Here is a 7,058-nt window from a genome sequence, read left to right as displayed (position 1 = left end):
GAAGCCGACTTGGCGCAGCATGCGGTGGTGACCGGAGTGGAAGATCTGGCCTATGCAACGGCGCTGGATTATGGCGAGTTGTTGGAACGCTCGGCTGCGCGGAAATACCGTTGTGCCAGCGTGGTTGGCCAGTTGGAGGCAGTGAAGGCCGGCATCGGCATCGGTATCCTGCACGACTTCGCTGTGGGCGCCGACAGTCAACTGGTGCGCATCCTGCCGCAGGTGACCTATCGCCGCAGTTATTACCTGATCACCCACCCGGAAACCGCTCAGGCGCGGCGAATTTCCTCCTGTCGCGAATTTTTGGCCAAGCTGTTTCGTGATGAGCGACGGCGCTTTCTGCCTTACGATCAGTAGGGATTATGTGGCCGCGCCGCGCGCGGCCACCGGCCAGAGGCATTCCACGCGGCCATTGCGTATGCCCACATACCAATCGTAGCGATCCACCGTGGGATCGCAATGCCCCGGCACGAAGCGCAGCTTCTCGCCGAGCAGAGGCGCCGTGGTTTCGCTGCTCAGATCGAGCTTGCCATGTTCGTCGGCAGCGCTGATGAACTGGATGTCCGGTCGCTGCCATGCCAGCGGCAGCCCGCTATCCACGGCGAAGGCCTTCAGGCCGGCATCGATCACCGCCATGTTGCGGCTGGGCCGGCTCATCACCGTGGCGAGCACGAACAGCGATTGCCGGAAGCTGGATATCGGCGCGCCGCTTCGATCGAGGTTGCGACCGTAATCCGCATCCATGAAGCAATAGCTGCCGGCCTGCAATTCGGTATAGACGCCGGATGCGATCTCGAATTCATAGCTGCCGGTGCCGCCGCCGCCAACAATCGCACAATCCAGACCTACTTTGCGCAGGCCATCGATGGTTTGAGCGGTCAACTCGGCGGCGCGGGTGATGGCGGTCTGTCGTTCGGCAAAGCTGCGTTTGTGCTGGGCGCGGCCATGATAGGCCTGCAGGCCGCCGAAAATCAGATGGCGAGACCCGGCAATACGCTGGCATAAAGCCACTGCTTCTGGCCCTGGTGTCACGCCGCAGCGTTCCATGCCCACATCGATTTCCAGCAGCAGGCGCAGCCGGGTGTTGGCCGCTTCAGCGGCAGCCTCGATCGCTTCGATCTGAACGATGTGGTCGGCGCAGATAGCTATATCGGCAATCCGCGACAGCGCGGCAAAGCGCGCCAGCTTGCTGGCGCCGACCACCTGGTTGCTCACCAGGATATTGGCAACGCCGCCCCAGGCCAGGATTTCTGCTTCCGAAACTTTCTGCACGCATTGGCCCACAGCCCCGCGGGCGATTTGCTGATGGGCAATCACGGGGGATTTATGGGTTTTTGCATGAGGCCGCAGTTTTATACCGCCTTCGCGGGCGATCTTGGCCATCAGATCGAGATTATGTTCGAAGGCATCCAGGTCGATCAGCAAGGCGGGGGTATCCACCTCGTCTTCGCGCATGCCGGGGATGGCGGGTGGGGGCTGCTGCATATGGGCCCTTCCTTGCGCAAGCCGGCCACGGGCTGTCGCATTACGGTTGCTGTCGATCGAAAATTAGCCGGCTCGACCGCTGCTGGCAATCGCTGCTGGCAATATGCAGCAATCAGCGCGCCAACTTCCCGGCGATATGATCCAGCGATACGCCGCCGGCCCCGTATTTCATCAAAAAGAGTAGGCAAACAGCCCAAACCCCGTGGGTATCGAAAGCGTTGGGGTAAACAAAAAGCTGAATAACAAGTGTCATGCCCAGCAGGGCCAGGGCCGCAAAGCGGGTCAGTAATCCGGCGATTAATAAAGGCGGTAGCAGCAATTCAGCGCTTGTTGCCGCAAGGGCGGCGATTTCGGGCGGCAGAAAAGGCAAGCGATATTCCTCGCGGAATAATGCCAAAGTGGTGCCATCCGCCCAGCCATCCAGCTTCAACAAGCCAGAGCGCAGAAACACTGTACCTCCTGCGATGCGGGCAATCAGCGCGATCAAATCTTGCGGGATGCGTTCAAACAATGCGATGGCTGGCCGTAGCATGGATGATGCCTCAATCGGGTTGGATGTGGCTGATGGCGCCAGCGTCAAATAACGCGGCCAGGGTTTTGGCCAGATCGAAGCTGGCTGCATCGGCCAATGCCGATGCGGCTGCCTGGCTCATGGTTTCACCTTCCGCCAGAGCCGTGATGAAAATCCCCGCTCCTATTGGCAACGGGCAAAGCAGCACATCCAGCTTGGGCCGGGTAATGAGTGTGGTCTCGCCGGGCCGGTCGGCAGAAATTGGTTGAACGGTTGCATCATGAGTATTGGTTTGCCAGATCGTCAGAACCGGGTAATCCGACGCCAGATGGCTTGCTGCCGGGTGCAGATGCAAACGGATTTCACCGAGCTTTTCAGGGGCGAGGCTGGCAAGTTCGGCTATGGCGGCAATGGGGCTGTCGGGCGCGTGATAGGCCAGGTGCCGCAGCCATTCCAGGCGGGCCATATCGGGTAGATAGGGCAAGTCTGCGGTTGGCTCAAAAGTCTCAAGAAAGCGTGCGAAATGCGCCCCGTATTCGGCCAGGATAGGCGATGTGGGTGGTTCTTGCCGAATGAAAGCCAGTGCCATGGCCTGGAAAAATTCATCGCCCACAAGGCGCAGTATCACCGGGTAACGTGCGCCTAACGCCGCAACCAAGCCGGCATGCATATTGTTGCGATAGACATTGAAGCGTTTCTGCCGTTTCGCCTCGTCGGTGGGCGCAATGGCGGCAGGAATCTGGGTGGATGGGGCCAGTAAAGCGGCTGTGAATTGCTGTTGCAGCAGTGTGAGATCCGAATATGCGCTCATGTCATTCCGCCAGACAATGCATGGCATGGTTTTGCGCCATCATGCGATCCGCGCGTGTTGCTTCGGCATGAAGCGCGGGCCAGGCAGGGATGGCATTATCCCATTCAATCAACGCGGGGCGCGGGCCGGCTCGTCGAATGAAGCGCCGAAAGAGGGACCAGACGGTGGCGCAAGCAGGCCGATCATGGGTATCCACCAGCAACTGCCCAGCAATACCGCTGGCTTCGATTCCATCGTCGATCATGGCATGGCCGGCAATATGAATCTCACTTACCCATTCTGCTGGGAAAGCATCGATATAGCTTGCGGGGTCGAAGCCGTGATTATGGGCACAAACATATGCATTGTTGATATCCAGCAGCAGGCCACAGCCGGTGCGCCGGGCAAGCTCGGCCAGGAAATCAATCTCCCCCATCTCGCTGCAGGAAAAGGTTGCATAGGTAGATGGATTCTCGATCAGCATCCGCCGCCCAAGATAGTCCTGCGCTTCATCCACATGCGCCGCTACAAGCTGCAATGTTGCCTGGTTGTAGGGCAGGGGCAGCAGGTCGTTCATGTAGGCTGAGCCATGGCTCGACCAGGCAAGGTGCTCGGAAAATTGCTCTGGCTGGTATTGCGCCATCAAGCCTTTCAGGCGTTGCAGATGGTCGCGCGAAAGCCGGCCGGTAGATCCTATGGATAGGCCGACACCGTGAAATGACAGCGGATACAGCGCGCGAATGCGCTCAAGATAGTATTGCGGCGGACCACCAGCCCCCCTCCCGGCACCCATATAGTTTTCCGGATGGAGTTCAAACCAGCCGATATCTGGCTGCTCCGCCAGGATGGCGCGGTAATGCTCAGGCTTTAGCCCGGCTCCGGCTCGATCCGGCAGGCTGCCAGCGGCGGCAGGCAGGGGCTGATGATCCGCCACCGAAATCAGCCCTTGATCGGCATCAGGGCGCCCATGCGGGAGCTGCCATCCTTGAGTTTCACCTGCATCGATGTGCAGGTGCCTTTGGCCACGTATTTCCAGGCGCCTTTGTCGAAATCCATCTTGGCGGTGCCCGCGCAGGAATTGTTGCCGGTGGAGGCGCAATCATTCTTGCCGGCCATGGAAATGCCATAGCAACGTTCCTTATCGGCGGATTGCTGGGCGGAAGCCGGGCTGGATATGGCGATGGCGGCGCCAACGGCGGTGGCAAGTGCGGCAAGGGCAAGATTCTGGCTGCGATAAGACATGGGGGATATCCTCCTTTGAAGCAGGCCGGAACTGGCCTGCATGGGGGTATTCGCCTTACCGAAGGATAACGTTACAGGCTCACGGTTTCGTGTTATCGAGGGCCGGTCGGAAAAATCTGCGAAGCCTGTAACGTTTGCCCGCGCCACAGCGAATATCTGGCAGAACAACGAAATGCAACGAGAGCTAGACTTTGCGGAATTGATGCGAGCGGCCAACCGCGCGGATGCGGGGGCTTACCGCCAGCTGCTTACGTTGCTGGCGCCGTATCTGCGCGGGATTGCGCGTAGGGGTTTGTTGCGTGCCGGCAGAGCGGATGTCGATTGCGAGGATATCGTGCAGGAAACCATGCTGGCTGTGCACCTGAAGCGAGAAACTTGGGACGAGGCGCTGCCGTTTCTGCCTTGGCTGCATGCTATCGCGCATTACAAGCTGGTGGATATCCTGCGCCGTCAGGGTTTTCGGGAATATGTGCCCCTGGACATCTGCGACGAATTGCCGGCTCCAGATGGAGATGCAGAGATAGAGAATGCCACCGATGCCGGAGAATTGCTGTCTCGCTTGAAAGGGCGGCAGCGCGAGATCGTGGTGGGCATGGCCATCGAAGGACGCAGCGCAAGAGAAGTCGGCGAAAAACTCGGCATGGCCGATGGTGCGGTGCGCGTTGCTCTGCATCGGGCGTTGAAAACCCTGTCTGTCATTGTGAATAAGGGTGCGCTATGAAAACCACCGATCTCATTTCGGTGCTGGTAGCCGATATCCGGCCTGCCGGCGCGGCATTATCTCGCAAACTGATCCTGACCGTTCTGGTCGGCGCCATTCTGGCATTTATCGGTTTCCTGATCGAACTCGGCGTGCGGCCTGATATCGGTAATGCTTTGGTCACTTGGCGCTTCAATGCCAAGCTTGCCGTCGTGGCGGCAATGATGGCGTTGGGGCTGGTTGAATGCATACGTCTCTGTCGACCCACGGCAAAAGCCTGGGGCATGCCGCTATGGGGCTCTGCGATATTGCTCGGCATTGCCGCGTTGACGGAAATGGTCATGTCGCCGAGCGCAAGCTGGGGTGCCAGGCTGGTTGGCAGCAATTCGGTAATCTGCTTGACGGCGATTCCGCTATTATCCATCGCGCCTCTGGCAGCCTTGCTTTATGCCATGCGTTCGGGCGCACCGGCTGCTCCGTTCGTTGCCGGCGGAATGGCCGGCTTTGCTGCGGCAACCATTGCTGCCGGTATTTACGCGTTGCACTGCACCGACGACTCGCCGTTATTCGTAGCTGCCTGGTATTCGGCTGCCATCCTGATTGTCACCATTCTGGGTGCGCTTCTGGGGCGGAAAGTCCTGCGTTGGTAGCGACGCCTGATGTTGGGCCGTAGGCAAATCTGGCCGATATGGTAATCTGGCGGAAATCCGCGTTCCTCCAGGCCGCAGGGCATGCTAGCCAAACAACAAAACGCGAGCACGTTATTCGCCTTGTCGGAGATACCTCCGAACCGGCAGCAGATTCGTGCCGTTGCGATGATGATCTTACTGCTATTTCTGGCAGTTGGACTCTCCGTCCCGTATTCGCAAATCCCGCTTGACGGCACCGAGCCTCTGCTGCCGATCTACGCCACGGCGATATTGCTGAACGATGTGCTGACAGCGGTGTTGTTGTTGTCGCTATTCACGATTCAGCGATCCCTGGCGCTGCTTATTCTGGCCGTAGGCTATCTATTCGTGGGCCTGACGGTCATTCCCTGGCTGCTCACTTTTCCCGGTATGCAGCAATCCTTCGGCCTGCCCATCGCGGATATTCAGGTGACGGCAAGCATCGCGGCGTTGCGCCGGTTGGTTTTTCCGATTTGCGTACTGGCTTATGTTTTTCTCAAGAATCGGCATCTATCGCGTCGCACAGGTCTTTCCCGCCATGCCACGGTGTGGGTTGTGGGTGGCACGATCCTGCTGGTTGCCGGCATGACGGTTGCGATACATTTTGGCGAGTCGCATCTGCCGATCTTCATGCGGGATACCAAGAATACCACCAGCCTGTGGCGCTATGTGGTTTGGCTTTCTTACCTGCTTTACGCGGCCTGTCTGATTTTTCTGCTGCTAGGACGCAAAACCAAATTGGATCTGTGGTTGATCGTGGTCATTGTTACGCTGGCCTTGGAACTGTTTATTCTATCCAGCCTCAGTTCCGGCCGGCTGAGTGCGGGCTGGTGGCTGGGCCGCCTTTATGGCCTGGCCTCGGCCAGCATTGTTCTGATTGCTCTGCTGGCCGAGATCACTTCACTTTATGGCCGCCTTTTGCGTTCGGCTTATACCGAGCGCCGGATACGAGAAGAACGACTGGCTGCGACAGAAGCTTTGCTGGCGCTAATATCGCATGAAGTAAATCAGCCGCTCACCAGCATGATATCCAATGCCGGCACCGGCATACGCTGGCTGGAACGCCAGCAGCCGAATATCGAGGAAGCAGCGGCCGCCTTGCAGCGTGTGAAACGCGATGGGCATCGTGCAGGCGAGGTTATCAATGGCATTCGGGCGATGTATCGAAAGGATGCGCAGGAGCGTCTGCCGATAGATGTAAACGAGCAGATTCACCACGTGCTGTCCTATATGCGGGATGAACTGCACACCGGCCATTGCGCGCTGGATTTATCTCTGGCGCCGAATTTGCCGAAAGTGATGGGCAATCCATTGCAGATTCGGCAGGTGCTTTCCAACATGATAAAAAACGCCATCGATGCAATGCAGGGGGCAAGCGGCAGTCTGCAACTGTTAAGTCTGCAAACATCATATGGCAAGGATGGCAATGTGGTGGTGTCGATCGAAGATACCGGCCATGGTATTGATCCCGAGAACCGCGCGCGGATATTCGAACCGTTTTTCACTACCAGGACGGATGGGATGGGAATGGGATTGATGTTCTCCCGCTCTATCATCGAATCCCATGGCGGCCGTTTGTGGCTAGAGGATAAAAAAGGCCCTGGCACGCTTTTCCGGTTCGCTCTGCCGGCCGACCCGCAGCATATTGCAGTATGAGGTATC

Annotated in this window: 9 protein-coding genes; 4 read left to right on the top strand and 5 right to left on the bottom strand. The window is 58.3% G+C overall.

Annotated elements, in window-relative coordinates; genetic code table 11:
* On the top strand, positions 1 to 357 hold a 357-nt coding region (locus KF827_RS04225; protein WP_291000651.1), incomplete at its 5' end, for a LysR substrate-binding domain-containing protein.
* A gap of 3 nt (positions 358 to 360) precedes the next feature.
* Here KF827_RS04225 and KF827_RS04220 read toward each other — a convergent pair.
* The 5 genes from KF827_RS04220 to KF827_RS04200 form a co-directional block, all read right to left on the bottom strand.
* The gene (locus KF827_RS04220; protein ID WP_291000648.1) at positions 361 to 1,485 is read right to left on the bottom strand and encodes a DSD1 family PLP-dependent enzyme; all 1,125 of its coding nucleotides are present in this window, start codon (positions 1,483 to 1,485) and stop codon (positions 361 to 363) included.
* A gap of 112 nt (positions 1,486 to 1,597) precedes the next feature.
* Complete coding sequence (locus KF827_RS04215) at positions 1,598 to 2,017, bottom strand: DoxX family protein (protein ID WP_291000645.1); 420 nt, start codon at positions 2,015 to 2,017, stop codon at positions 1,598 to 1,600.
* Between the two features lie 10 nt (positions 2,018 to 2,027).
* A complete protein-coding gene (locus tag KF827_RS04210; RefSeq protein WP_291000643.1) occupies positions 2,028 to 2,807 on the bottom strand; it encodes a DNA-binding domain-containing protein in 780 nt (259 codons plus the stop codon).
* 1 nt (position 2,808) lies between these two features.
* Positions 2,809 to 3,720 carry a DUF692 domain-containing protein gene (locus tag KF827_RS04205; protein WP_291000640.1) on the bottom strand — a complete coding sequence of 304 codons (912 nt, stop codon included), beginning with the start codon at positions 3,718 to 3,720 and terminating at the stop codon, positions 2,809 to 2,811.
* A 5-nt stretch (positions 3,721 to 3,725) separates the two neighbouring features.
* Positions 3,726 to 4,028, bottom strand: a complete 303-nt coding sequence (locus KF827_RS04200) for a DUF2282 domain-containing protein (RefSeq protein WP_291000637.1) — start codon at positions 4,026 to 4,028, stop codon at positions 3,726 to 3,728.
* A 40-nt stretch (positions 4,029 to 4,068) separates the two neighbouring features.
* Here KF827_RS04200 and KF827_RS04195 point away from each other — a divergent pair, with 40 nt between their 5' ends.
* The 3 genes from KF827_RS04195 to KF827_RS04185 all read left to right on the top strand — a co-directional run bounded on the left by KF827_RS04195 (position 4,069) and on the right by KF827_RS04185 (position 7,052).
* Positions 4,069 to 4,749, top strand: a complete 681-nt coding sequence (locus tag KF827_RS04195; RefSeq protein ID WP_291000634.1) for a sigma-70 family RNA polymerase sigma factor — start codon at positions 4,069 to 4,071, stop codon at positions 4,747 to 4,749.
* Entirely contained in the window at positions 4,746 to 5,378 is a 633-nt protein-coding gene (locus tag KF827_RS04190) for an NrsF family protein (RefSeq protein WP_291000631.1), read from the top strand. Before KF827_RS04195 ends, KF827_RS04190 begins: the two co-directional genes overlap by 4 nt.
* An 81-nt stretch (positions 5,379 to 5,459) precedes the next feature.
* A complete protein-coding gene (locus KF827_RS04185; protein WP_291000628.1) occupies positions 5,460 to 7,052 on the top strand; it encodes an ATP-binding protein in 1,593 nt (530 codons plus the stop codon).
* Positions 7,053 to 7,058 lie beyond the last annotated feature (6 nt).

Origin of the sequence: Ferrovibrio sp., assembly GCF_019636075.1 — a bacterium.
In the GTDB taxonomy this organism is placed as follows: Bacteria; Pseudomonadota; Alphaproteobacteria; order Ferrovibrionales; family Ferrovibrionaceae; genus Ferrovibrio.
Note: the sequence above shows the minus strand (reverse complement) of the source record. Positions and strands in the feature narration are given on the sequence as shown.

Bases quoted from the DNA above. Each gene is read 5' to 3' on its own strand.
- KF827_RS04210 (WP_291000643.1), bottom strand. From the start codon at position 2,807: ATGAGCGCATATTCGGATCTCACACTGCTGCAACAGCAATTCACAGCC.
- KF827_RS04215 (WP_291000645.1), bottom strand. From the start codon at position 2,017: ATGCTACGGCCAGCCATCGCATTGTTTGAACGCATCCCGCAAGATTTG.
- KF827_RS04185 (WP_291000628.1), top strand. From the start codon at position 5,460: ATGCTAGCCAAACAACAAAACGCGAGCACGTTATTCGCCTTGTCGGAG.
- KF827_RS04220 (WP_291000648.1), bottom strand. From the start codon at position 1,485: ATGCAGCAGCCCCCACCCGCCATCCCCGGCATGCGCGAAGACGAGGTG.
- KF827_RS04190 (WP_291000631.1), top strand. From the start codon at position 4,746: ATGAAAACCACCGATCTCATTTCGGTGCTGGTAGCCGATATCCGGCCT.
- KF827_RS04195 (WP_291000634.1), top strand. From the start codon at position 4,069: ATGGGGGTATTCGCCTTACCGAAGGATAACGTTACAGGCTCACGGTTT.
- KF827_RS04200 (WP_291000637.1), bottom strand. From the start codon at position 4,028: ATGTCTTATCGCAGCCAGAATCTTGCCCTTGCCGCACTTGCCACCGCC.